This window comes from Ramlibacter monticola, assembly GCF_016722785.1.
Lineage (GTDB): Bacteria > Pseudomonadota > Gammaproteobacteria > Burkholderiales > Burkholderiaceae_C > Ramlibacter > Ramlibacter monticola.
Map to the genome: position 1 here is coordinate 62111 of NZ_JAEQNE010000009.1, position 25211 is coordinate 87321.

A 25211-nucleotide genomic window follows, 5' to 3' on the forward strand; every position below is an offset into this window, starting at 1 on the left:
ATGGCTATCAAGGTTGGCATCAATGGCTTCGGCCGCATCGGCCGCAACGTGCTGCGCTCGGCCGTGCAGAACTTCTCCGACATCGAGATCGTCGGCATCAACGACCTGCTCGAGCCGGACTACCTCGCGTACATGCTCCAGTACGACTCCGTGCACGGCCGCTTCAAGGGCACCGTCGCCGTCGACGGCAACACGCTGATCGTCAATGGCAAGAAGATCCGCCTGACCGCCGAGAAGGATCCCGCCAACCTGAAGTGGGGCGAGATCGGCGCCGAGGTGGTGATCGAGTCCACCGGCATCTTCCTGACCAAGGACGGCGCGCAGAAGCACATCCAGGCCGGCGCGAAGAAGGTCATCATGTCGGCCCCGTCCAAGGACGACACGCCCATGTTCGTCTTCGGCGTCAACCACCAGAAGTACAACGGCGAGGCGATCATCTCCAACGCCTCCTGCACGACGAACTGCCTGGCGCCCGTCGCCAAGGTGCTGAACGACAAGTGGGGCATCAAGCGCGGCCTGATGACCACCGTGCACGCCGCCACCGCCACGCAGAAGACCGTCGACGGCCCGTCCAACAAGGACTGGCGCGGCGGCCGCGGCATCCTCGAGAACATCATCCCCTCCTCGACCGGCGCGGCCAAGGCGGTGGGCGTGGTGATCCCCGAGCTGAACAAGAAGCTGACCGGCATGTCCTTCCGCGTGCCGACCTCCGACGTCTCGGTGGTCGACCTGACGGTGGAGCTGAACAAGCCCGCCACGTACGAGGAGATCTGCGCCGAGATGAAGGCGCAGAGCGAAGGCGCACTCAAGGGCATCCTGGGCTACACGGAAGACAAGGTGGTGGCGACCGATTTCCGCACCGACCCGCGCACCTCGATCTTCGACGCCGACGCCGGCATCGCGCTGGACTCGACCTTCGTCAAGGTCGTGGCCTGGTACGACAACGAGTGGGGCTATTCGAACAAGTGCCTGGACATGGTGCGCGTGGTGGCGAAGTAAGCCCGCCCCGCTCCGCGAAGGCGCCCTCGGGCGCCTTTTTTTATTTGCATCCGCGGCCATGACACCCTCCAATGGAGGGTTTCCGGTCGGCGGCTTTTGCGTATCCTCGCAAGCCGTCGTGATCGATCGGTTGCAAGGAGCAAGCGATGCGAATGGTCGTTCCAGCCCGGCGGGAGATCGCGGAGGCCGCGGTCTTCCGGAACGCGTGAGCACCATGGAAACGAGCTTGCAGGATCCCACCCCGGCCGCAGGCTGGATCCTGGCCCTGTCGCGCTCTCCCTCCGGCCTGACCTGCTTCCTCACGGACGGCCTCGGTCGCTTCGAACACGCGGACTGCCCCTGGCCGCCCCCGTCCAGCCACGCGGGGCTTCCCGCTTCGGTGCTCCAGGCCGTTGCCCAGAGCAGCGCCGGGGCGCTGCGGCTGCAGCTCGACGAAGCCGTCGACGACTGGCCCTGGGAAGCGGAACTGGAAGGCGCCCGTGCGGGGCTGCAGGTGGCGCGCTACGTGCGCTCGACGGACAACGCAGCGCCCGGTGCGGCGGAGAAGGGGCTCGGGAGCCTTGGCGCGAGCAGCCGGACCGATCCGCTCTGGTGCCACGGCGCGCCGCCCGGCCCGGCCGGGCGCGTCGCGATGGCGGGTGCCCAGGGCGTCGCCGTCATGGTGGTGTCGGATGCGGTGTCCGCGGAGCAGGCCGCGGGCTTCCGCGCCGCGCTGCTGCGCCGGTGGGGCCCGGAGCCCAGGTTCTCCGCGGCCGCGGTGCTCGCCGCGCAGGACTGCGGCCTGTCCCGCGACCAATGGCGCCTCTACGGTGACGCCTGGTTCGCGCCAGCGCAGCCCGAGGACGAGAAGCGCCCGGTCACCAGCATGAACATCGACCTGGTGGACTCGACCCGGCTGCTGCAGGCCTGGGGCGACGAGAACTACGCCCAGGCGCACGGCGCCTTCTACCAGCTGTGCCGACGCATCGTCGTGGAGGAGCACCACGGCCGGCTGGACCAGGACCAGGGCGACGACGGGCTGATGGCCTACTTCGGCCTGGAGCACGCGCGCGAGGATTCGGCGGCCACGGCGGTGCGCGCCGGCTGGGCGCTGGCGGCGGAGGTCACCCGCATCGGGCTCGAAGTCCGCATCGGCATCGCCACCGGCCAGGTAGCCGTGCAGCGGGGGCTGGCCTTCAGCGAGTACATCCACCTCGCCGCGCGCCTGCAGCACCTGGCGAGTCCCAACGGCATCATCGTGTCGGCGGCGACGCACGCCCTGCTCGGCCCCGGCGTGGTCTGCGAGCTCCTGCCCGGGAAGCTGGTGGTCAAGGGCTTCGCCGAACCGCAGGTGGCCTACCGCGTCGTCAGCCTGCCGTCGCCGCACGCCGCGCGCTGGCTCCCCGCCGGCCAGGCGCGCTTCGTCGGGCGCCAGCGTGAGCTGTCGGCCCTGCGTGAGGCCTGGTTCGTGGCGCGTGCCAACCGGCGCGGCCAGTACCACTGCCTGCTGGGCGAGCCCGGCATCGGCAAGACGCGCCTGCTGCACGAGTTCGAGCGCGAGCTGCGCCGCGGCGCCGAGCAGGTCACCGTCCTGCACATCGCCGGCTACGAGGAGATGCAGTCGAGTGCCTTCGCCACGCTGGCCCTGGCCGCGGAACACGCAGGGCTGCAGGAGATCGCCGCCCTGCTGCAGCCGCCGAGGGCGAGCGAGGGAGGTGCCGCGCCGGACGAACCCTTCGACCGCAACGAGCTGCTGGAGCGCCTGGCCGCCGCCTGCCTGCAGGTGGCGCGGCGCGCGCCGATCTGCGTCCTGGTCGATGACGCGCAGTGGCTGGACCCGTCCACCATCGAGTTCGTCGAGCGCCTGCGCTCCCGCGCCGCGACGACGCCGCTGCTGCTGGTCGTGAGCCTGCGCGAGGACGCGCGTGGCATGGTGCGCGGCTTCGACACCGAAGGAGCGCTGACGCTGCAGGCGCTGGACCTGCACGAGTCGCTGGACCTGATCGGCGCGCTGTCCGCCGCCGCGCCGCTGGCGCCCGGCGTCCGCAGCTTCATCGCGGAGCGGGCCGCCGGCATCCCCCTGTTCCTGGAGGAAACGGTCCGCATGGTGGCCCAGCTGGAGAGCGATTCCTCGGAGGCGGTGCATGGCATCCCCGCCACCTTGCAGGGCCTTCTCGCCGCGCGCCTCGACCGGCTCGGGCCGGCGCGCCGGATGGCCCAGCTTGCCGCGGTGCTGGGCGCGGAGTTCCCGGTCAGCCTGTGGGAGGAGGTGCTGGCGGACGCCGACAGCTGGATCCAGAGCGCCCGCACGCCGGGCGCCCGGCAGCGGCTGATGGATGCCGGCGTGCTGGTGGGCGTCGCGGGGGATGGGGGCCGCTGCCGCTTCCGTCACGCGCTGATCCGCGATGCCGCCTACCGCTCGCTGTGGGAGCGCGACCAGAAGCACCTGCACGGCGTGGTGGCGCGCATCCTGGAGCATCACCCGCTGAACGATGGCGGCGCCCTGCGCGCCCACCACCTTTCCGCGGCGGGCGAGTTCGAGTCCGCCGTCGCCGCCTGGGCCGAGGCCGCGCGCGGCGCCGCCGCGGCGGGGGCCGACCGCGAGGCGTTGGTGTTGTCGCAGCACGCACTTGCGCTGCTGCAGAAGCTGCCGGCGACGCCCGCCCTGCAGCAGCAGGCCCTGCAGCTGCACCTGCTGCAGGCCGCCCGCTGCATCGCGCTCGATGGCTATGGCGCGGCCAGCGTCGAATCGGCCTACCTGCGCGCCGCCGCCCTGTGCAATGAAGCCGAGGCCGGCACGATGCGCATCCGCGTGGACCTCGGCCTGGAAGCGTGCTACGCGATGCGGGGCGACCTCCCCCGCGCCCGGGCGCTGGCGGAGAGCGCCGTCAACAACACGCCCTGGGAGGGCAACCTGCGGCTGGCGCTGCAGGCGCGCTGGGCCTGGGCCAACGTGGTGTTCCACCAGGGCGACCTCGTCTCCTCGCTCGACATGGCGGAGCAGTGCCTGGCGCGCTACGAGACCACCCTGCACTATCCGAGCGCCGTGCAGGATCCGGCGATCCTGCTCCTGTGCTACAGCGCCTGGGGCCTGTTCCAGCAAGGCAGCGCGGACGAGGCGCGGCGCCGGATCCAGCGCGCGCTCGCCCTCGCCGACACGCTGGAGCATCCCTTCAGCCTCGCCATCGCGCACGGCTTCGCCGCCAGCGTCGCCATGTTCTGCGGCGAGCACGCGGAGGGGCTCAGGCACGCCGAGGAGGCGATCCGCCGCTGCCGTGCCAAGGCCTTCCAGGCGTGGCTGGCGCACGCGCAGGTGATGCGCGGGCGGCTGCGCGCGGCGCTCGGCGAAACCCGCGCCGGGCTGCAGGACATGGAGGAAGGCTTCCGCCTCTGGACCGAGACCGGCGCGCGGATCACCGCGGCCACCTACCTGGCGCTGCAGGCGGAAGTCCGGCTGGATCTCGGCCAGCCCGAACTCGCGCTCGACAAGCTGACGCTGGCGCAGGAAATCGCGACCCGCCACGGCGAACGCTACTACGAAGCGGAACTCCTGCGCCTGCGCGGTTGCGCCCAGTGGCGCCTGCGCAGGAACGCGGCGCGCGCGGCGGCAGCGCAGGACCTGCTGCAGCAGGCGCTGGCGCTCGCGCGCGAGCAGGGCAACCTGGGCTTCGCCCTGCGCAGCGCGGTGGCGCTCGGGCGCACCTGGGCGGAACGGGGGGAGGCGGCGCGCGCCGCCGCACTCGTCCGGGACGCGATGCAGGCCGTGCCGGGCCACCGCAGCACGCTCGACCTGCGCACCGCGCGGGCCCTGCACCAGGAATGGGTCGGCAGCGGTGCCGAGCAAGAACACGAAAGGGACTGACGATGCGCCGGTTCGACCGCCCGGAAGTCAAGCTCGCCCAGCTGGACGCGCTGCGCAACGAGCAGAGAACCCGCTTGCAGTTCGACTGGTGGTGCGACGACGAGGACCGGGCCCGGTACCTGGAGGCCCTGGGCGGCAAGCTGGAGTGGATCTACAGCCGCGCGCCGGTCGAGGACGATCCGGCGCCGCCGCGCTCGGTCCCCGCCAGGCAGGGGCTGGCGAAGGTGGCCCTGGTCTCCGACCCGCAGCAGGTCGTCGATGCGTTGTCCAATCCGCACGACTACCTCAATATCCCGTACGCGGAGCTGGGAGGGGCGAGCTTCATGCTCGCGCTCGATCCTCCCCGGGATGGCGGCACGGACTGGCACGCGGTGCAGCGCAAGGTCGTCGAGGACCTGTTCGCCCGGTTCGCACCGGGCCAGCTCCGGCGCGCGGCGACATGGGCGGTCGAACAGGCCGCCATCCTGAGCCTGCGCTCCGAGGTGTTCGACCTGGCCGAATTCGCGGAGCAGGCCGCGCTGCGCTACTTCGGTCTGGTGTTCGGTTACGCGAGCGCCGACCACGTGCCGCTGGAGAACGCCGCCCGCCACGGCTACCGTGCGCTGCAGTACGTCATCGTGGGCCGGCACTTCGTCAGCGAGCCGGGCACGCTGCCCGCCGCACAGCAGGCGCTGGGGCAGCTGGCCGCGCGCACCGCCTCCCTCATCGACGAATACGCCACGCTGAAGCGCGTGCCCCGGCAGCCCTCCCGGCTGGGGGTGCCCAGGCCGGACGCGGATTGGCCGACGGGGGTGCAGCCCTGGTCCGAGATCGGCCTGAGCTCCCTCGGCCAGCCCGCGCTGAGGCAGCTGCCTGAACTGGCGCAGGACCTGAGCGGGCAGGACCTCTGCAACGTCGTCGGCGGGCTGCTGGTGGGCATGGTCGGCAACGTGCAGACCAGCATCTGCCAGGTCGTGCAGGACCTGATGCGCGCCCCGACCGAGCTGCAACGGCTGAAGGACTACCTCGCCGTCCACCCGCTCAGGCAGGATGCCGCGGAGGTGCCCCTGGCAGCCTGTGGGGGGGAGGCGAAGAAGCCGGCCTCGGGGCCGGCCGCGCAAGGACAGCGCGACGAGGTCGCCGAGTACCTGGGGCGGAGGCTGAGGGCCAGGCCGCCCGTGCCCTTCCTGCCCCGGCGGACCCGCGAGGGGCTGAAGGGGATCGGCGAGGTCCCGATCGAAGCCCCCACGGACTGCATCCTCGTCCTGCCGGGAAGCGGCCACCCCGACTGCCCCTGGGGAGGCAGCAAGGAGAAGTTCCGTCATTCCTGCCTGGGCCGCGACTTCGTCCAGCCCTTGCTCGAGGTGCTGACCCGGCGCGTCGTGGCGCTGCCCGATCTCGAAGAGCTCCTGGACAGCGTCACCGGCGAGGTGCTCGATCCCGTGCGGCTCTGGGGCTTCGGCTGCCTGCGCTACGGGCTGCGCCACCGGCGCGAGAAGCTGCGCGTGCAGCAGCCCCTGATCGTCGTCATGCCCGTCAAGTCGCCGGTCGCCGTGCACGCGGAGTACCTGCGCGCGGTGATCCGTACCGGCGCGCCCCGCATCCAGTGGGCGCTGGACGACTCGAGGATGGTGCACGTGGCCTGGTTCGAGTTCATGCAGGAGGACTCGCTGCTGGCGCTGCGCACCGTGTACGACGGCGACTTCGACACCTACATCCAGCACTTCGCGCTGCGCGCGGGCGACCTGTTCGACCAGCTGTTCGCCCACATCGAGGGCGGCCCCCCGATGCCGGTGGCGGAGCATCCGCACGAGTTCGTGGAGACGATCCGCCGCTACAACCGTGGGCCGCTGGGAGGCTACTTCTATTCCGCCTACCCGGACCAGAAGGTGCCGCGGATCACGGGCGGGAGGGGGTAGGCCCGATGGAGCCGAAAGACGTCCAGGCCCTGCTGCTGCGGCCGGTGTACGAGAAGGCGGTCCTGCACCTCGTGTACCGGGTCACGCCGGGCGAAGGAGGCGCCGCGCGCGAGGACCTGAAGCGGCTGCTGCTGGCTTTGCCGGTCACGTACGGCAACGAGACCGGCGACCAGGGCCTGCACTGCACGATCGGCTTCACCTACCGGGGGCTGGAGGCGCTCGACATGCCGGACGCCTACCTGCGCGTCTACTCCCGCCTGGCCCCCGGGTTCAAGCAGGGCGCGCCCCTGCGGGCCGGGCGCCTGGGCGATACCGGGGCCAGCGCACCCGCGAACTGGGTCCAGGGCTTCGGCCTGGACGATGCGCATGTGCTGTTGACCGTACACGGAAGCGTCGACGCCGTGGAAGAAGTGAACGATGTCCTGGCGCCCTGCCGCGGAAACAGGGCTCCGCTCCAGCTCGTCGAGACGTTCACCGGCAAGCGCCTGGGCGCGCCCTCCGGCGGCGCGGGCCAATGGGTCCATTTCCGCTTCCGCGACGGTCTCGTCAACCACTGCATCCAGGGCATCGACCCGGCCCGGCGGCCTGCGGAGAAGAACTCCAGGATGGAGCACATTCCGCATGCCGCCGGCGAGTTCCTGCTCGGGCACCCCGACGACGACAACGGCAACCTGTTCGCCTTGGGCATGGCGCCCGCGAAGGTGCGCGAGTTCTTCCGCAGCAGCAGCTTCGGCGTGCTGCGCCCCATCCGCCAGGATGTGGCGGGCTTCCAGGAGGCGGTGACCCGATGGGCGGCCGAGGCCCGCGCGCAACTGGACGAGGAGGTCGGAGAGGACTGGATCCGGGCGAAGCTCGGTGGGCGGTGGCCGAGTGGCGAGAAGGTGCTGCCGGGCCGCCTGAAGCCCGAGCCGGACGACTTCGAATTGGACTTCGCTCGCGACAGGGAAGGCTTCGGCTGCCCCTGGTCTTCCCACGTGCGGCGCATGGACGCACGGGGCCATCCCGGCTCCGGAAGGCGGCAGCGGCCCGTGCTGCGGCGGGGCATGCCTTACGGCACTCCCAACTGGGAGGGCGCCCAGGACCAGCAGGAACGCGGCCTCCTGGGCCTGTTCTTCTGCGCCAGCCTCGAGGACCAGTTCGAGTTGCTGGTGGGCGAATGGGCGCAGGGGGCCCCGCCCGGGGAGGCCGGCGCCGAGGGCGCGGAGATGGCGAGCGATGTCTTTGCCGGCCGCAATGGCGACGCCGAGGCCGCAGCCCTCGTGCCCGTGCCGGGCCGACCCTCATTGCAGCTCAGGGGGTTCCGGGCGTGGACCCGGACCCTCGGAACCGCCTACATGTGGTGCCCGTCGGGCCCGGCGCTCGACTGCATCCTGCGGGACGACTATCCGGACAAGGACAAGGGCGGACCGTGGCTGTGAGGCCAAGCAGCCCGCAACCGGGGCCACCCACGCCCGACCCCGTGCGCGAGATTCCACCCGACGACCGCTTCTGCGACCTGATCCTCAACGGCGGGGTGGCGAGCGGCGTGGTCTATCCCTGGGCGGTGGTGGAGCTCGCGCGGCGCTACCGCTTCCGCCGCATCGGTGGCAATTCGGTGGGCGCCATGGCGGCGGCGCTCGCGGCGGCCGCGGAGTACGGCCGTTGCTGCTCGAACCCCGATGCCTTCGAGGTCCTGCGCCGCACGCCGGGCGACCTCGCCGAGGAGGACGCGCAAGGACGCACGCAGATGCTGCGGCTGTTCCAGCCACCGCCCGCGCTGCGCCGCCTGTTCGAGTGCTTCCTGATCGGCGTGCGCCACCTGAACTCCGAGAGGAACCCGCCGTCGGCCTGGTTGCTGACGCTGCGCGACATCGCCGGCGAGTACGGGCTGGGCGGCTGGTGGCTGGCCGGGGTGCTGGTGCTGCTGCTGCCGGCCCTGGCGCTCACGAGTTCCCCCTTCACCTGGGCCCTGGTGCTGCTGGTGCCCACGGTCTACCTGGTCGCCTCGGAACGGGTGGCGCACCGATGGGGCCATTCCGATCGCGGCGACCTCCTGCGCCACCTCTTCATCCTGCTGGCGGCGGCGCATGGGCTCGCTGCCGTGTTCCTGTGCGTGCATCTCTGGTTCCACGTCGGGCCTGCGTGGTCTCCCGCCGGCGTTCTTCCGCTGCTGGGCGCACTGGGCTGGGTGCTGGTGGTGGCGGTGCTGGGACTGTGCCGGCTCTGGCCGGAACTGCGGGCGTTGAAGGAGAACGGCTACGGCCTCTGCTCCGGCAAGGCGCAGCCCGAGTGGCCGGGTGCGCCCCTGCGCGAGCTCGCCATCGTCGAATGGCTGCACAAGGGCATCCAGCTGTCGGCCGGCCGCGAGCACGACGACCCGCCCCTGACCTTCCGCGATCTCTGGTCTGCGCCGCGTGCCGGCCTGCCGACCACCGGGTGCCCGGAATCCATCAGCCTGGAGATGTTCAGCACCAACATCACGCTCGGGCGGCCGGTGCTCTGGCCGTTGCGCGACCAGAATGCGAGGCTGTTCTTCCGCCGCGAGGAATGGGAGCCCTGCCTGCCGGCCCGCTTGCTCGATGCCGTCTGCGCGGTCGCCCGGCCCTACGCCCCGGCGAGCGACAGCGATCCTCCGGCCGGCGACCTCACCCGGGGCTTCCTCGAAGTGCCGTGCGCGGACCTGCCGATCGCCATCGCCGCGCGACTGAGCCTCTCCTTTCCCTTCCTTTTCAGCTTCATCCCGGTCTATGCCATCGATTACTCGAGAAAGCCCCGCGAGCTGCGCCAGTGCCAGCTGACCGATGGCGGCCTGTGCACCAACTTCCCCATCCACCTGTTCGATTCGGCCCATCCCCGCTGGCCGACCTTCGGGCTGATGCTGAGCCGCAGGATCTCGATCAAGGAGAAGTCCGTCTGGCTGCCGAAGTTCCACATGGACGGGCTTGCGGACAACTGGCTGCGCGCCGTCCCGGGCGCGGATGGACCGCGATCCCCGCTCTTCGGGCTGCTGGGCCTGCTGACCGGCCTGGTGAGCAGCGCGCTGGAGTGGAACGACAACCTGATCGCCCGCCTGCCCCATGTGCGCAACCGCGTGCTTCGCATGGGGCTGCGCAAGGGCGAGGGACAGCTGAACATCGCCATGCCGGGGACCAGCATCCTGCGGATGGCGCACGAATACGGCACCCAGGGCGGACGCCTGCTGGTGCGGCGCTTCGTCTCCGACACGGGCGTGCCGCGGCCCGCCTGGCGGGAGCACCTCTACATCCGCGCGATGAACGAACTGGGTGCCCTCACCGAACACCTGCGCGCCTACGCGGAGGCCGTGGAGGCGGCGGGCTTCACGGAGCCGCTCGCCAGCATCCTCGCGGATGCGAGCAAGGTCAGGCCCCTGCGGGCCAAGCCGCACCGACCGGAAGACCCCTGGGGCGGGGCGCTCGCCCCCGACCAGGTGGCCGCCCTGCAGGAGGTCGTGGAACGGCTCGCGGAGCTTTCGCAGCTGCTCGTGGCCGCCGCGCCCTCGTTCGGGCCCTACGATCCCATGCCTTCCACCCGCAGCCACCTGCGCTCGCGCATCTGAGCGCGGCGCGGGCGCCGGTTCACCGGGTAACCTCCCCCAGGCTCCGCACTGCGTGCTCCGCCTCCCCCCTCCGCCAGCGGAGGGGGCGAGCGCCTTCGGGCGGCCGTGCGGCGCTCACTCGACCAGCACCGTCCCCATCATGCCGCCGGCGGCGTGGTCCAGGATGTGGCAGTGGAACATCCACTCGCCCACGTTGTCGGCCACCAGCGCGATGTCCATGTCCTGCCGCGGCGCCATCACCACGGTGTCGCGCCACACGCGCTCCTTGACCGGCTTGTTGTTGATCGCCACCACCTGGAAGAAGTGGCCGTGCATGTGCATCGGATGCTCGAAGTCCGTGCGGTTGATCATGCGGATCACGACGTGCTCGCCCTTGCGGAAGCGGAACAGCGGCTCGTGCATCAGCGCGTGTTCGTGCTGCGCCGTGTAGTTCATGGTCCACGACAGCCCGTGCTGTTCCATGATGCTCTTCACGTCCTGCGGCTTGCCGTCCACCATGCCGATCGCCGGCATGCCCAGCACGCCGCCTTCGAAGGCGAGGTAGTGGCGCGAGGCGCGCTGCAGGTTGGGCGTGGTGAGGCGGTTCGGCGGGATCGCCGGCGGCGCGCCCAGGACCTTGGCGCGCACCGGACTGCCGGCATACGCGATGGTGGCGATGCGCGCGCCCTTGTCGCGCCGATCCCACACTTCGAACTGGCCACTGCCCGCGCTGCCATCCAGGATGAGGTCGGTGCGCTGGCCGCCGCCGAGGATCAACTGTCCCTTCAGGGGCCGCGGCGGCACGCCCTGGCCATCGAGCGAGAGGACCCAGGGCTGGTGGCCGGTGAAATCGAGCGCCAGGATGCGCGCCGAGGACGCGTTGATCAGGCGCAGCCGCACCCGCTCGTTCGGGCGCAGCTCCAGGCGCTGCTGGGCGCCGGCGGCCTTGCCGTTGATGGCGATGACGTTGCCCAGGCGGCCGCCGCTGCCGAAGTCCGTCACCCGGCCGAAGTCCTCGACCTGCTGGTTCTCCGGACCGAGCTTGAAGTCGCTCAGCACCCAGAGCACCTCGCGGTCCACCGGCACCGGCCGGGCCTCCTCCACGATCAGCGCGCCGTAGAGGCCGCGCGGCACCTGCTCGAAGCTGGACTGGTGGGGGTGGTACCAATAGGTGCCGCTGTCCGGCAGGCGGTACTTGTAGGTGAAGTCGGTGTCGGGCGCGATCGCGACCTGCGTCACGTTCGGCACGCCGTCCATTTCATTGGGGACCCGGATGCCGTGCCAGTGGATGGTGGTGGCCTGGGGCAGCCGGTTGCGCAGCAGGAAGGTGGCTTCCTCGCCCTGCTTGAAGCGCAGCACCGGACCCGGGACCTGCAGGTTGTAGCCCCACACGCCGCTGGCCGCCCCGGTCTCGCGCACCTGCTGCTTGAACACGCCGGCGATCAGCTCGAAGGGCGCGGTCGCGGCCAGCGCGTCGGGGGAAGGCAGCCCCGGAACGGCGGCGACCGCGGCGGCGGATTGCAGGAATCGGCGACGGTTCAGGCTCACGAGTCACTCCCGGGGGCACGGCCCCATGCTGGCAGGCAGTCTACGGAGCAACGTAGCATTCCGTTTGCGCCAGCTCAAGTCGCAATGACCCTCGGGGGCCGCCGGCGGAATCCGCCGGCCGGAAGGTTGCCCGCGCAGGCCCTAGAGATCGGCCCGGATGTTGCGCATCATGATGATGCCGCCGAAGGTCTTGGTGTCGTTCTTCATGCGCACACGCAGGCCCTCGCCCGTGGAAGGCGCGGCCTGCCAGCCCGCCGTCAGCAGGCGCTGGCGGGTTTCGTCCGCCTTCACCACCTCGATCACCGTGCTGGCCAGCTTGTCGCGGACGTGGGGCGGCAGCGAGGCCGGGCCGGCGAGCGCCGTCCACAGTTCCACGTCGGCGCCCATCACGCCGACTTCGCGCATGGTGGGCAGGTCCGGCGCCAGCACGCTGCGCCGCTCCGAGGTCACCGCGACCGCCTTGAGTTTGCCGGCCGCGACCTGCTGCATCGCGAGCCCCGGGGGCAGCAGCGCCGCCTGCAGGTGGCCGCCGAGCAGGGCCGTGATGATCTGCGGGTTGCCCTGGAAGGGCACGTGCATCGTGTCGAGGCCGCTGCGGCTCTTGATCAGTTCCATGCCCAGGTGGCCCGGCGTGCCGTTGCCCGGCGAGCCGTAGCTGGCCTTGTCACCCTGGCCGCGCAGCCACCCGAGCCAGTCGAGCGGGGTCTTGCCGGGCGCGGCGGCGCCGACGACCAGCACCATGGGGGTGGTGCCGATCAGGGCCACCGGCGTCAGGTCGCGGGCCGGGTCGTACTGGATCGCCGGATTGAGCAATTTGGCGATGGTCAGCTGGCTGTTGTTCATCACGCCGAAGGTGTGCAGGTCCGTGGCCTTGGCCACGAACGCGCCGGCGATGGTGCCGGAGGCGCCCGCCTTGTTCTCGACGATCACCGGCTGGCCGAGCGCCTTGGCCAGGGGCTCGGAGAGCGCGCGGGCCGAAAGGTCCTGCACCGACCCGGGCGGGAAGCCGATCACGAGCTTCACGGGTTTGGTCGGCCACGCGGCGACGGCCGGCGGCGCGGCCTCCTTGCGCACGGGGGCGGGGGTACCCTGCTGGGCGAAGGCGCTGGTGCCTGCCGCCACCAGCACGAGGGCGCGCGCCAGGCGCGCCAGACCGAACACTGCTTCCATTTTGCTGACTCCCTCTCGCTCCTGAAGAGCGAGACAAAAGCTAACAGTCGCGATGGAAGTAACCCAATAGGTCAAGGGCCTAGCGCCGCCTCGGGTCAACGGCTTAGGAGTGCTCCTAGTACCCCCCCGGACGCTCCTCGCGGCCGTCCGGATAACGTGCGAAGCGCTCCGGCTCGGCGCCGTGCACGGGCCCGCTGGCGCCGAACTTCCAGCCGCCGAACTGGGTGCGGCGGTAGTCCTGCATCGCCTGCATGATCTCCTGCTGCGTGTTCATCACGAAGGGGCCGTACTGGGCCACCGGCTCGCCGATCGGGCGGCCTTGCAGCAGCAGGAATTCGGCGCCGGTGTCGCCGGTCGTGATCGGCACTTCGGCATCGGCCTGTAGCGAGATCGCAACGGGGCCTTCCACCAGCTGGCCGGCGACCATCGCCTCGTCGCCCTTGAAGAAGTAGAGCGTGCGGCGGGTGCCGCCGTCCTCGGCGGCCGGCAGCGTCCAGGCCGCGCCCGGTTCCATGGCGATGGTCCAGATCGCCACGTTCGAACGCGGGTCGGCCGCCCACGAATCCGGCGGCGGGGCCAGCGGCGCCATGTCGCCGAAGCGGCCCGCGATCACCGCGACCTCCGTGCGGCGACCCTCGCCATCGCGCAGCACGCGGCGCGGCACCTGCTCGTTCCACAGCATGGTGAAGTGCGGCTCCGCCATCTTGCTTCGCTGGGGCAGGTTCAGCCAGACCTGGAACAGCTCCAGCGGGTTGTCCTCCCCGGTCTTGAGCAGCGGGAACATCTCCGAGTGCACGATGCCGCGGCCGGCGGTCACCCACTGCACGTCGCCGCCGCCGAAGCGCGCGACGGCGCCCAGCGAGTCGCTGTGGTCGATCAGGCCGCGGCGCACGATGGTCACCGCCTCGAAGCCGCGGTGCGGGTGCGCCGGGAAGCCCGGCACGGTGTCGCCGTGGTACATGCTCCAGCCGTCCTTGCGGCTGAAGTCCTGGCCGATGTCGCGACCCGCCAGCGAGCCGGCGGGCCCCATCTTCCCGTTGCCGCGCGGATAGGCGTCGTCGTGATAGGCGCAGAACAGGAAGGGATCGGCGGTTTCCCAGGGGAAGCCGAGGGGGCGGACAGCGAGGATGGGGGAGGCAGGTGTGCTCATGTCTCGAGATGGGGTTGACTGCCCGGACATCAATGCAACGGCGGTTTTCAGTGATGGTGCCCGTGCTCTCCATGCACGTGCCCGTGCGCGATCTCTTCGGCGTTGGCGGCGCGCACGCCGGTGACCTTCAGCACGAAGCGCAGCGCCCTGCCCGCCAGCGGATGGTTGCCGTCGAGATGGACTTCCGGGCCCTTGATCTTCATGACGTGGAAGACGTGCGGCTGGCCGTCGTCGGTGCGGCCTTCGAGCTGCCCGCCCACCTTCACGCCGGGGGGGAATTCGCTCTTGGGGATCACGCGCACCAGCGATTCGTCGCGCTGGCCGAAGGCGTCCGAGGGCTGCAGGTCGAGAGTGCACTCGTATCCGGCTTCGCGACCTTCGAGCGCCGCCTCGATCCTGGGCAGCGTGTTGTCGTAGCCCCCGTGCAGGTAGACCATGGGCTCCCTGCTTTCCTCGATGAGCTTTCCGCTGGGTTCGGAGACCTTGTACTTGAGCGTGACGACCGTGTCTTTGGCGATTTTCATGGCGCCGATTGTGACGGCTCGCCCGTTTCCGCGCTGGCGCCGCCAGGGGCGGGCAGCCAGCGGAACAGCAGCGCCCCCCCGACCAGGAAGGCGCCGATGGCGGCCATGACGGCGGCGTAGCGCTCCAAGTGCAGGGCCGCCGCGGCGGAGGCGACGCCGCCCGTGAGCCACTGCATGATCGCCACGCCGAGGAACATCGCCATGGTGAACACGGCCATCGCGCGGCCCGTCATGCGCGAGGGATACGCGGAGCGCACGTCGGCGTACTGGAGGGTGCCGAAGCCCGACAGCATGCTGATCACGAGCGCCAGCGCCACTTCGGCCGGCGCGCCGGGGCGCAGCGCAATGCCGAAGAACAGCAGCGCGGTCAGCAGGGCGCAGGCCAGGATCCAGCGCCGGCGGCGCCGCTCGCCCGGGTCGAGCCGGCCGAACAGGGGCGCCCCGATCATGCCCAGCACGGAGATGCCGATCGCCACGTTGCCGGTCTCGACCAGCGTGAAGCCGTGGCGCTCGATCAGCAGGGGCGTGAGCCAGAGCCCGCGCAGCGACATGAAGGCGGCATAGCTGAAAAGCGCCAGCCCGATGATGCCGAGCGTGTGCGGCAGCCGGAACAGTTCGCCGTAGCCGCGCAGCGCCGGCAGCACCTGCAGCGGCTGGTGGTGCGCGGGCCGGTCCTCGCGCACCAGCAGCACGATGGCGAGCCAGGCGCAGGCGGACAGGACCGCCATCGCGACGTAGCCGGCGCGCCAGGAGACGTGCTCGATCACCCAGGCGAGCGGCGTGCCCGTCATGAGGAGGCCGACCGAGCCGATGCCGAGCGCCGCGCCGTTCACGGCCGCGAAGCGCCGAACTTCGAAGTTGCGGGCGATGAACACGGTGCAGACCAGGAAGGCGGGCGCGCAGCCGACGCCGGTGAGGACCTGGCCCAGGATCAGCGCCGGGTAGCTGTGGGCGGAGGCCGTGATCAGCGCGCCGGCCACGGTGAGCGGCAGCACGCTGGCGACCGTGCGCTTGGGGCCGTAGACGTCGATGCCCATGCCCATGAACAGCTGCAGGGAGGCGAAGGAGAAGTGAAAGGCGGCGGCGAACAACCCGAGCTGCTGCGGCGTGATGCTGAACTCGTGCTGCAGGGGCGGCGCCATGATGCCCGCGGCGGTGCGGAAGGCCTGGCTCATGGCGAAGCCGGAGATCAGCACCAGGAGCATGAGCCAGGGGGAGCGGGAGGAGGAAGTCACCCGTGGACTCTATCCGTCATTCCCGGGGCTCGCCGCCATCCCCGCCTGCGCGGGGATGCCCTCAGGCAGGCGCGGGGATGACGGCGGGAGAGAGCGGAGCGACGCCGTTCAGAGCTGCACTTCCGCGGCGCCGATGCCCTCGAACTCGGCGCGGACCTTGTCGCCGCGCTGCGCCTCCAGCATGCCGCACCACGTGCCCGTGGTCACGACCGTGCCCTTGGGAACCGTCGCGCCCTGGCGTGTCACGTGCCGCAACCACGTCGGCAGCAGCCAGGCCGGATCCCCGAGCGAATGCGTGCCCTGGAAGCTGCGCGGCTCCGCGCCGCCGATGCGCACCACGCAGCCCTGCCGGCTCCAGTCGCGCGCCGCATACGGCTTCCACTCGCCCAGCACCAGCGCGCCGTGCGACTGCAGGTCCGCGAGCTTCAGCAGCGCCGGCGCGGTGCGCGCCTCCCGCCAGCGCGAGTCCACGATCTCGATCGACACGCACATGGCATCGACCAGCGAGCCGGCCTCCTCGTGCGAGAGCGCCGCGGCCTGCGCCGGCGCCACGTCGCGCGCCAGGCGCAACGCGACTTCGGCTTCGATCAGCCGCATGTTGAAGTGGCTGCCGCTGCCATCGGCGGGGCTCGTCCAGACGCGCCGGGGCGGCAGCGCCGCATGCGTGAGCACGGCCTCGCGCGTGGGCCCGCCGGACTTCCAGTGCTGCGGCACCGCGCGGTCGAACCAGTTGCTCGCGCGCGCCACGCTCTCCTGCACGGCGTAGCCGTCCTCGGCGTTCTTCAGCTGGTCTGCGAGCCGCGCGGCATCGACCGGGCGCTCCTCGCGCCAGGCCTCCAGCAGGGCACGGGCGACGGTCTCCACGCCGCCGGCAGCGGGTTCGGTCATTCGGGCATCTCCACGGAAAAAGGACCGCGCGAGTGTCGCACGCGCGGCCCTGCCGCTCACTTCTTCGCCAGGGCTTCGCGGTTGGCGTGCAGGCGCGTGTCGACCAGGTCGACGATGCGGTCGATCACGGGATGGCGCAGGCCGAGCTGGCGCGCGACCAGCTGCACCAGCTTGTCGGCGCGCTCGATGTTGGGCGCGCCGTTCTGCAGCGCGCGGGCGGCCGAGGCCGGGCGCGCCAGGCTCTGCGCGGCGGCCGCGTATTTCTCGAAGGGCACCAGGTCATCGTCCCGGGCGCCCAGGCGCAGGCAGAGGTCGTACACGAAGTTGTAGACCGAGCGCGACTCCTCGATGTCGGTGTGCACCGCCTCCTGCGCCGTGCGCATGCCGTCGCGGGTGATGCAGCGGTAGTTGCCGGCCAGCAGCATGGACCACTTGGCCAGCGGCACGAAGATCGATTCGGACACGCGCAGCTTCACCGGCAGCTCGATCGGACCTTCCGGCGCCGGGAAACGCACCGCGTCGATGTCGCGTTCCAGGTCGCGCAGGATCTGCGTGTGCGCCGGCTCGTCGAAGCGCGCCGCCTTGAAGTTGGTGGGCAGCGTGACCTGCAGCACGTTGACCTTCTCTTCCGGCGGGCGGATCGCCTGCGGGTCGGGGCTGCACAGGGTGAGCGTGCGGGGATCGAATTCGTCCCAGACGCTTGCGTCCGTGTAGGCCGATTTCAGCGCATTCGCATCCAGGCCGGGGATGCGCTTCAGGTAGGGCAGCGGCGGCATGTTCATGATCGACATGCAGGGCACGCGCGAGCGTGCCACGGCGGCCAGCAACTCCCGCACGCCGGGCGAGCGGTACTGCGGTTCCTGCATCGCGAGGCCCACCAGGTCGTAGTCGGAGGGGTTCACCTCGGACGTGCCGGCGGCCGACACCTTGCCGGGCAGCTGGCGCGAATCGATCACGACCGGCTCGCTGCGCCCGCGCACCGGCATGCGCACGCGGAAGCCCTCGGTGTTGATCAGGTCGGCTTCGGCCGGCAGGCACACCAGCTTGACCTCGTGCCCGGCGAACAGCAGTTTCGAGGCCAGCAGCGAGCCATAGGACGCGCCCAGGACCAGGATCTTGCGGGGAGTGGTCATCGTTTGTCTCCTTCTCTTTCGTTTCACGATGCGGGACGTGAGCCCGACATATGGAAGCGTACGCCCCTGATCAGTGCATGCCAAGTCGAAAGGCTTTTGCCTGAAAGGGATGGACTCGCTGCGGCGCAGCAATCGATGCCGGCCGCAGCGGTGCGATCACAGGGAGGGCCAGCGCTCCGCCCAGGGCCACGTCGCTTCGTACGCCTCGCCCAGATCGAGCAGCAGGTCATCGGCGCCGTAGGGGCCGATCAGCTGCAGGCCGATCGGCAGGCCCTCGCTCGAGGGCTCGCAGGGCAGCGCCAGCCCCGGAAGGCCTGCGGCATTGACCCATCCCGTGTAGACGGCGTGGCCGCGTGGACCGACCTCCTGGCCGTCGATCCGGGTCGGGAAGGCCTCCTCCGCCTGCCACGGCAGGGCCGCGGCGGCGGGCAGCACGATCACGTCGGTGGCCTCGAACAGAGCCACGCTGTCGCGGCGCAGGCGCTTCACTTCCTCCAGGATCTGCCACAGGCGCGCGGCCGGAATGCCGCGCCCCTGGTCCGCCATCGCGAGATATTTGGGCGAGGCGTAGCGCGCCCAGTCCGGGTGGCGGTCGAACAGCTGGGCGAGGCCCGCCTGGCCGATCTGCGGCCAGGCCTGCGCGTAGAAGTCCAGGTCCAGCGGCAGCGGCCCTTCGCGGACTTCATGGCCGAGGGCGGCCAGGCGCTGCACCGCCTGCCGCACGCTCGTCGCGATCTGCGGGTCGAGCGGAGCGGCACCGAAGCGCTCCACGTAGAGGATGCGCAGCGCCCGCCCGGGCCGCTGGCGCGCCGCGGCGTGCGCAGCCGCCAGCGAGGACCGGTCCACCGCGGCCGGCCCGCGCATCACCTCGAACAGCAGGCGCGCATCGGCGACCGTGCGCGCGAGCGGACCGATCACCTCGAAATCGAGCAGCAGGCTGGGCAGCACGTGCTCGCGGGGCACCGCCGACAGCGTCGGCTTGAGTCCCACCAGTCCGGTGTGCGAGGCCGGCCGGCGGATCGAGCCGCCGCCGTCCTGCCCGATGGCCAGCGGCGTGATGCCGGCGGCGACCGAGGCCACCGCGCCGCCGCTCGAACCGCCGGGCGTGAGCGCGGGATTCCAGGGGTTGCGCGTGACGCCGAAGATGGGGTTGCCGGTATAGCCCTCCAGCGCGAACTCGGGGACGTTGGTCTTGCCGATGACCAGCGCGCCGGCCGCCCGCGCCCGCGCCACCGCGAATTCGTCCTGGCCCGTCGCGTGGTCGCGCAGCGCGGGGCAGCCCCAGGTAGTGGGCAGGTCGCGGGTGTAGAGGCTGTCCTTCACGGACAGCGGAATGCCATCCAGCGGCGACAGCGGCGTGCCGCGCGCGAAGCGCTCGGTCGCCGCCTCGGCCTCCTCCATGAAGGGGCCGTCGCGGCGCGCCACCACCGCGTTGATCTTCGGGTTGACCACCTCGAGCCGCGCGAGGCAGGCCCGCGCCGCCTCCAGCGGCGTCAGGCTGCCCTCGCGGTAGCCGCGCTGCAGTTCGGTGGCGGACAGCCGCCACGGTTCCTTCACGCTCGCCATGTCACATGTGGGCCGGCAGCCAGGTCACCAGCTGCGGCACGACCATCAGCAGCAGGGTGAACAGGATCATGATCACGGCGTAGGGCAGCGCGCCCCAGATCGCGTCCTCGATGCCGCCCTTGTCCGGCCGGATGCCGTGCACCACGAACAGGTTCATGCCCACCGGCGGCGTGATCAGGCCCAGTTCGCACATCAGCACGATGAAGATGCCGAACCAGATCGGGTCCACGCCGAGGGCGGTCGCGATCGGGTAGGTGATCGGGATGGTCGCGACCTGCATCGACAGCACGTCCATGAACATGCCGAGGATCAGGTAGAAGACGATCAGCGCCAGGATCAGGCCGGTCGCCGACAGGCCGAGGCCCGCCACCCACTTGGTCATCGCCTCGGCCACCCCGGTGAGGCTGATCGCCAGGTTCAGGATGAAGGCCGCCGTGATGATCAGCAGGATCATGCCGCTGATGCGCGCCGTGGAGATGAAGCAGTTGCGCAGCAGTTCCAGCGACAGCTTGCCCGACTGCCAGGCGAAGAACAGCGCCGCCATCACGCCCAGCGCGGCGCTCTCGGCGGCGGTGGCGATGCCGAAGTAGAGGCTGCCCATCACGATCCCGAACACCACCGTCGGCGGGATCAGGTGCTGCAGGGTGCGGATGCGCTCGGCCAGCGGCACCTTCTCCTCGCGCTTCACTTCGCCGCTCATGATGCTCTGCAGGTAGATCCACAGCATGAAGCAGCCGGTGAGCAGCAGCCCGGGGATGATGCCGGCGATGAACAGCTTGCCGATCGAGTTGTTGGTGAGCGAGCCGTACACGATCATGTTGACCGAGGGCGGGATCAGGATGCCCAGCGTCCCGCCGGCGGCCAGCGAGCCGAGCGACTGCCGCATCGAGTAGCCGCGCTTCTGCAGCGAAGGCAGGGCCACCGTGCCCACGGTGGCCGCGGTGGCCACCGAGGAGCCCGAAGTGGCGGCGAACAGCGCGCAGCTGCCGATGTTGGTGTGCAGCAGGCCGCCCGGCATTCGCCCGAGCCACGCCGACAGCGCGACGTACATGCGGTCGGCGATGCCGGAGCGCAGCAGGAGCTCGCCGAGCAGCACGAACAGCGGGATGGAGGTGAGCAGGTTTTCGTTCTGCACGCCCCAGATCACCGGCGCGATCGAATCCATGAAGGGCGTGCCGTAGGCGGCGATGCCGCCCACGATGCCCACCACCGCCATGGACACGGCGATCGGCATGCCGACCAGCATCATGCCCAGCATCGCGAAGAATGCGAGCGAGATGAGCCCGACGTTCATGGCTTGTCTCCTTCCGCCGCCTGGCGCTGCGCCAGGTCGTCGAGTTCTTCCTTCAGTTCTTCCTTCGCGCTCTTGGGATGGAAGTCCGTGTTGAGCCTGTCGATGCGGCCGGTGAACAGCAGGGTGGTGGCCCGCAGCGCATAGCCGCCCGCCACCAGCGCGAAGATCACCAGCCCCGCGTACCAGACGCCTTGCGGGATGATCAGCGGCGTGGCCCAGGGCGTCTGCGCGGTGCTGCGGTACTGCAGCGTGTCGCCGATCACCTTGAACGCGACCCAGGCGATGAAGAGGCCGAAGGCGGCCAGCGACACCACCGAGAACCAGTTCATGAAGGCCTGCAGGCGCGGCGGCATCCGCTCGTGGAACACGTCCACGCGGATGTGGGCCCGGCCCATGAGCGCCAGGCTGAAGGCCAGCGTGGAGCCGACCGCCAGCGCATAGCCGCCCAGTTCGTCGGCGCCCTGCAGCGAGATGTTGAAGACCTTGCGGGAGATCGTCTCGATGGTCACGACCACCGCGAGGCCCAGGAAGATCACGCCGAAGAGGGTGGCGAGCACCGTCTCGACGTGGTTCTTCGAGGACGCCGCCTGTGCGGTGCCCGCCTTGCCCGCGCCCGGGGGCGCGAGCATTTCTTCGCGTTCGAGCGCGGTGTTCACTTCAGCCCCAGCACGGGAGCGACCGTCGCCTTCCACTTCTGCGAGCAGCCGGGGTTGGACTTGTCGCAGACCTCGGCCCAAGCCGGCAGCGACACCTTGGTCACGGCGCCGCGCACGAGCTCGAGGTCGGCGGGCGTCACGGCCACGCTGGTCAGCTTGAATTTCTTGCCGGTGGTGCAGGGGTCCTTGCCCTGGTTGCAGTTCAGCGCATCCTGGAACAGTTCCTCGGAGTACTTCCAGATCTCCTCGGTCAGGCCTTCGAAGGCGGTCTTCAGCCTGGCCTGCTGGTCGGGCTTGAGGCTGTTCCAGGACTTCATGGAGATCGCGTAGCCGTTCAGGGCCATCTGGAAGCCCAGGGGCAGCTGGTGCGTCGTCACTTCCGGCCAGCCGGCCGAGTTGGCGGAGCTGGGGCCGGTGATCGCGCAGTCGACCACGCCGAGCGACAGCGACTGGTGCGTGTCGGCGAAGGACACGGGCACCGGCGTGCCGCCCACCAGCTCGATGAACTTGGCCAGGTTCTGGTCGTAGACGCGGACCTTCATGCCCTTCACGTCGGCGAGCTTGGTGATCGGCTTCTTGCAGAACAGGATCTGCGGGCCGAAGGGCCACACGCCCAGCAGCTTCACGTTGAACTGCTGCTGCAGGCGCGCGTCGATGGTGTCGAAGTAGGCCTTGGACACCTTGCGGCCCGTGGCGAAGTCGGGTGCGGCGCCGACCAGGTCCAGGCCCAGGATGGTGGGCTCGTCGCGGGAGTTCTGCGAGACGCGCAGCGACACGATGTCGAACAGGCCGGCTTTCATCACGCGCAGCTGCTCGGTGTCCTTCAGGCCCAGCGTGTCGATCGGCTTGTAGTCGACGTCGATCGGCAGGCCCGTCCTGGCGGCGAAGTTCTCGAAGAAGGGCTGCTCCTTGTTCTTCTGGATCAGGCCGGTGGCCAGCGGCTGGCCGATGGCCTTGAACTTGATGCGTTCCTGCGCCGCGGCGGGCAGTGCCAGCGCCGCGGCCAGGGCGGCCACGGCGAGGGAGGTGAAGGGAAGGCGGAAGGACATGGCGAGCTCCTGAGGGAAGGGTTGCGTGATGGATCAGCGGGGAGAGTCGGGGCAGGCGCGCGGCAGCAGAGAGGGGGTGCCGCAAGGCAGGAAGCGGCCGCGGCCGGCCGCGCCGGTGAAATGCTGGCCGTCCCAGACCACCTCGCCGCGCAGGAGGGTCAGGCCCGGCCAGGCCTTCAATGGGGTGCCTTCGTAGGGCGTGTAGTCCACCGCGTGGTGCAGCCGCTCGTTGCGCACGGTCAGCTCGCGCTCGTCCCACACCACCAGGTCGGCGTCGCTGCCCACGGCGATCGTGCCCTTGCGCGGATGCAGCCCGTAGGCCTTGGCCGGATTGGTGGCGGTCAGCTCCACGAACTTCTGCAGCGTGATGCGCCCGCCCAGCACGCCCTCGGAGTACAGCAGCGCCAGGCGCGTCTCCAGCCCGGGGATGCCGTTGGGGATGTGGCGAAAGGGCACCTCCTCGCCGCCGGGCTTCTTGCCCTGCGGGTCTTCGAATCGGAACGGGGCGTGGTCGGAGGAGAACACGGTGAACAACCCGTCGGCCAGGCCTTCCCAGATGCGCTGCTGGTTGGCCTTGTCGCGCGGCGGCGGGCTGCACACGCAGCGCGCGCCCTGGTAGCTGTCGTCGATGCCCAGGTCCTCGGCGGTGAGGAACAGGTACTGCGGGCAGGTCTCGGCGAACACCGGCAGGCCCTGGCCGCGCGCCCAGCGGATCTGCTCGATGGCTTCGCGGCCGGACACGTGCACGATCAGGATCGGCACGTCCACCAGTTCCGACAGCGCGATGGCGCGGTGGGTGGCCTCGCGCTCCACCAGCATCGGGCGCGCATGCGCGTGCCAGCGCGGCGCGGTGCGCCCGGCCGCTTCCAGCCGCTTGGTCAGCCACTCGATGCAGTCGGCGTTCTCCGCGTGGATCATGGCCAGCGCGCCGTGGGTGCGCGCGACGTCCAGCACGTCCAGCACCTGGCCGTCGTCCAGCTTCAGGTCGTCGTAGGTCATGTAGACCTTGAAGGAGGTGTAGCCCCGGGCGATCAGCGCGGGCAGTTCCTTGGCCAGCACCGTGGGCGTGGGATCGCTCACGATCAGGTGGAAGGCGTAGTCGACGCTGGCCTTGCCTTCGGCGCGGCCGTGGTAGTCGAGCACCGCCGCCTCCAGCGACTGGCCCTTCATCTGCGCGGCGAAGGGAATCACGGTGGTGGTGCCGCCGCAGGCCGCCGAGCGGGTGCCGGTGAGGAAGCCGTCGGCCATCTTGGCCGGACCTTCCATGGGCTGGTCGAGGTGGCAGTGGGCGTCGACGCCGCCCGGCGTGACGGTGCGCCCGGCGACGTCGATCTCGCGGGTGCCGGCAGGCAGCGATTCGCCCAGGAGGGCGATGCGGCCGCCGCGGACTCCGATATCGCAGACAAAGGTGTCGGCGGCGGTCGCCACGCGGGCGTTGCGCAGCACCAGGTCGAGGGCGTCAGCCATGGAGGGAACCTCGCGGCACCACCGCGGTGCAGCATCTGATCCAGACAAGTGCAGACAAACATGTTGACAAGCTGCTGGAGGCGCTCATCGGGTCATGCGACAGGTTCTTCATGGCTTTTGTCGAGGAGATCAGCAACATCCGGACCACCGGACGGCGGCGAAGTCGGATTCCGAAGTGAAGGGACTATCCACGACTGCTTTGGTGCGCCGTCTTGGTGTTTACACCAGTGTCGACAAAATAGACCAAAACATGTGGAATCGAAGCTCCGCAGGTGTCCTGCAGGCCAACCAACCCAGACCTGTCCGATGAGCAACACCTTCCGAACGGGCCGGCAGCAGGCCGCCGCGAGGGTCGCCGAAAGAGTCGCCGGCCCCTCCCGTCCGCATCGCGCTCCCGGGCCTGCCCCCGCTTCCAAGCCGCCCGCCGAGCGCGAAAAGAGCGTCGAGGAAATCCACGAGAAGATCTACGTCGCGATCCTGGAACACCGCCTGCACCCCGGCACCAAGCTGGGCGAGGAGAAGATGGCCGACATCTTCGGCGTCAGCCGCGCGCGCATCCGCGAGGTGCTGGGGCGGCTCGCGCACGAACGGATCGTGGAACTGTTCCCGCAGCGCGGCGCCTTCGTGGCCAGGCCCACCATCGAGCAGGCGCGCGACGTGTTCGAAGCGCGCCGCCTGATCGAGCCGGCGGTGCTGCGCCGGCTGGCGGACACCCTCACGCCGGAAAAGACCCAGCGCCTGCGCCGGCACGTGGGGCGCGAGCACGACGCGCACCGCCGCGGCGACAGGCGCATGGTGATCCGTCTTTCGGGCGAGTTCCATACGCTGCTGGCGGAACTCGCAGGCAATTCCGCGCTGGCACGCACCACGCGCGAGTTGTGCATGCTCACCTGCCTGACCATCTTCCTGTACGACGCGCCCACGGCGCATAGCTGCCGCGAGGACGAGCACCAGGCCATCGTCGACGCGGTGGCGCGGCGCGATCGGGGCCGGGCCGAGGCGCTCATGCTGGACCACCTCGATCACATCGAGGGGAGCCTGCAGCTCGACAACGCGCCGGGGGAAGCAGACCTGGAAGCGATCTTCCGGGTCTAAGGTCCTAGGCACTTCTCCCACTCACCTGCGAAGTCCGAACCGGCGTACGCTGGCGGGGCGCGAAAAGCGAATTCCGGTCGATGCGCCAGTTTCCGTCTGCCGCCAGGCCGTGCCGTGAAGAAGTCACGTGCGGCCCTTTCGCTCGTGCGGCAGGTTGCGAAAT

At 70.4% G+C, this 25211-nt stretch carries 18 protein-coding genes; 6 read left to right on the forward strand and 12 right to left on the reverse strand.

What is annotated here, in order from left to right; genetic code table 11:
- The 5 genes from gap to JJ685_RS26225 all read left to right on the forward strand — a co-directional run bounded on the left by gap (position 1) and on the right by JJ685_RS26225 (position 10294).
- Entirely contained in the window at positions 1-999 is a 999-nt protein-coding gene (gene gap, locus JJ685_RS26205) for a type I glyceraldehyde-3-phosphate dehydrogenase (protein ID WP_201677328.1), read from the forward strand.
- 226 nt (positions 1000-1225) lie between these two features.
- Positions 1226-4840, forward strand: a complete 3615-nt coding sequence (locus JJ685_RS26210) for an ATP-binding protein (RefSeq protein ID WP_201677329.1) — start codon at positions 1226-1228, stop codon at positions 4838-4840.
- Between the two features lie 2 nt (positions 4841-4842).
- Positions 4843-6738, forward strand: a complete 1896-nt coding sequence (locus JJ685_RS26215) for a cytochrome P450 family protein (RefSeq protein ID WP_201677330.1) — start codon at positions 4843-4845, stop codon at positions 6736-6738.
- Positions 6739-6743: 5 nt separating this feature from the next.
- Positions 6744-8156 (forward strand): hypothetical protein, encoded by a 1413-nt coding sequence (locus JJ685_RS26220; RefSeq protein WP_201677331.1) that lies wholly within the window; start codon positions 6744-6746, stop codon positions 8154-8156.
- Entirely contained in the window at positions 8147-10294 is a 2148-nt protein-coding gene (locus tag JJ685_RS26225) for a patatin-like phospholipase domain-containing protein (RefSeq protein WP_201677332.1), read from the forward strand. The genes JJ685_RS26220 and JJ685_RS26225 overlap by 10 nt, the downstream gene beginning before the upstream one ends.
- Positions 10295-10408: 114 nt before the next feature.
- On the opposite strand, the gene JJ685_RS26230 is transcribed toward JJ685_RS26225, so the two are convergent.
- The 12 genes from JJ685_RS26230 to hydA form a co-directional block, all read right to left on the reverse strand.
- Entirely contained in the window at positions 10409-11821 is a 1413-nt protein-coding gene (locus JJ685_RS26230) for a multicopper oxidase family protein (protein ID WP_201677333.1), read from the reverse strand.
- 141 nt (positions 11822-11962) lie between these two features.
- Positions 11963-12991, reverse strand: a complete 1029-nt coding sequence (locus tag JJ685_RS26235) for a Bug family tripartite tricarboxylate transporter substrate binding protein (protein ID WP_201677334.1) — start codon at positions 12989-12991, stop codon at positions 11963-11965.
- A gap of 115 nt (positions 12992-13106) precedes the next feature.
- A complete protein-coding gene (locus JJ685_RS26240) occupies positions 13107-14141 on the reverse strand; it encodes a pirin family protein (protein ID WP_201677335.1) in 1035 nt (344 codons plus the stop codon).
- A gap of 47 nt (positions 14142-14188) precedes the next feature.
- A complete protein-coding gene (locus JJ685_RS26245; RefSeq protein ID WP_201677336.1) occupies positions 14189-14665 on the reverse strand; it encodes an FKBP-type peptidyl-prolyl cis-trans isomerase in 477 nt (158 codons plus the stop codon).
- The gene (locus JJ685_RS26250; RefSeq protein ID WP_330901854.1) at positions 14662-15900 is read right to left on the reverse strand and encodes an MFS transporter; all 1239 of its coding nucleotides are present in this window, start codon (positions 15898-15900) and stop codon (positions 14662-14664) included. Before JJ685_RS26250 ends, JJ685_RS26245 begins: the two co-directional genes overlap by 4 nt.
- A 108-nt stretch (positions 15901-16008) precedes the next feature.
- Positions 16009-16788: a fumarylacetoacetate hydrolase family protein gene (locus JJ685_RS26255; RefSeq protein ID WP_201677337.1), complete on the reverse strand. Its 780-nt coding sequence runs from the start codon at positions 16786-16788 to the stop codon at positions 16009-16011.
- 56 nt (positions 16789-16844) lie between these two features.
- Complete coding sequence (locus JJ685_RS26260; protein WP_201677338.1) at positions 16845-17921, reverse strand: Rossmann-fold NAD(P)-binding domain-containing protein; 1077 nt, start codon at positions 17919-17921, stop codon at positions 16845-16847.
- 156 nt (positions 17922-18077) lie between these two features.
- Positions 18078-19478: an amidase gene (locus JJ685_RS26265; protein WP_201677339.1), complete on the reverse strand. Its 1401-nt coding sequence runs from the start codon at positions 19476-19478 to the stop codon at positions 18078-18080.
- Between the two features lie 10 nt (positions 19479-19488).
- Entirely contained in the window at positions 19489-20781 is a 1293-nt protein-coding gene (locus JJ685_RS26270; RefSeq protein WP_201677340.1) for a TRAP transporter large permease, read from the reverse strand.
- Entirely contained in the window at positions 20778-21437 is a 660-nt protein-coding gene (locus JJ685_RS26275; protein ID WP_330901855.1) for a TRAP transporter small permease subunit, read from the reverse strand. The genes JJ685_RS26270 and JJ685_RS26275 overlap by 4 nt, the downstream gene beginning before the upstream one ends.
- Positions 21434-22486 carry a TRAP transporter substrate-binding protein gene (locus tag JJ685_RS26280; RefSeq protein ID WP_201677341.1) on the reverse strand — a complete coding sequence of 351 codons (1053 nt, stop codon included), beginning with the start codon at positions 22484-22486 and terminating at the stop codon, positions 21434-21436. The genes JJ685_RS26275 and JJ685_RS26280 overlap by 4 nt, the downstream gene beginning before the upstream one ends.
- Before the next feature lie 33 nt (positions 22487-22519).
- On the reverse strand, positions 22520-23953 hold the full coding sequence (hydA, locus tag JJ685_RS26285; RefSeq protein WP_201677342.1) for a dihydropyrimidinase: 1434 nt from the start codon (positions 23951-23953) through the stop codon (positions 22520-22522).
- 306 nt (positions 23954-24259) lie between these two features.
- On the opposite strand from hydA, the gene JJ685_RS26290 reads away from it, so the two are divergent.
- Entirely contained in the window at positions 24260-25048 is a 789-nt protein-coding gene (locus tag JJ685_RS26290) for a GntR family transcriptional regulator (protein ID WP_201677343.1), read from the forward strand.
- The last annotated feature ends 163 nt before the right edge of the window (positions 25049-25211 follow it).